Source organism: Vibrio sp. 1580 (genome assembly GCF_033340055.1).
In genome coordinates, this window is sequence record NZ_JAWOVT010000798.1 from 1 (window position 1) to 506 (window position 506).

Genomic DNA, 506 nt, shown 5'->3' on the forward strand with positions numbered 1-506 from the left:
ACTATCGAGACCGTTTCTCCGACCGAACCACAAAAACACTTGAAGAACGCGATCATCACCACATTGCTAACGCCAGATGATCCAGCAAACGTCGACTTGTTCTCATCGAAAGAGATAAAACTCGAAGGCCAACCCTTTTTGTACAAACAGGTGCTCGATCAAGATAAAAAGCCCATTCAATGGTCATGGCGCGCGAATCGCTTCGCTGACTATCTGATTGCCAATAACATCAAAACCAAAGATGTAGACTTTAAAAAAGCGTATTACGTTGAAATTCCAATGGTAGAGGATCACTTCTCTCAGCGTAGTTACCAATACGCGGATATCGTGCGTCGCGCGTCAAAAAAATACGACATTCCTGAAGATCTGATTTACGCCATCATCAAAACCGAGAGCAGTTTTAACCCTTACGCAGTAAGTTGGGCCAATGCTTATGGATTGATGCAAGTAGTGCCCAAAACCGCTGGTCGTGATGTATTTAAGCTCGTAAAGAACAAATCAGGACA

The 506-nt window shown here is 43.7% G+C and carries 1 protein-coding gene; it reads left to right on the forward strand.

The window, feature by feature from the left end; translation table 11 throughout:
- Positions 1 to 506: murein transglycosylase domain-containing protein (locus R7093_RS28450; protein WP_318147438.1), on the forward strand; the 506-nt coding region annotated here is incomplete at both ends.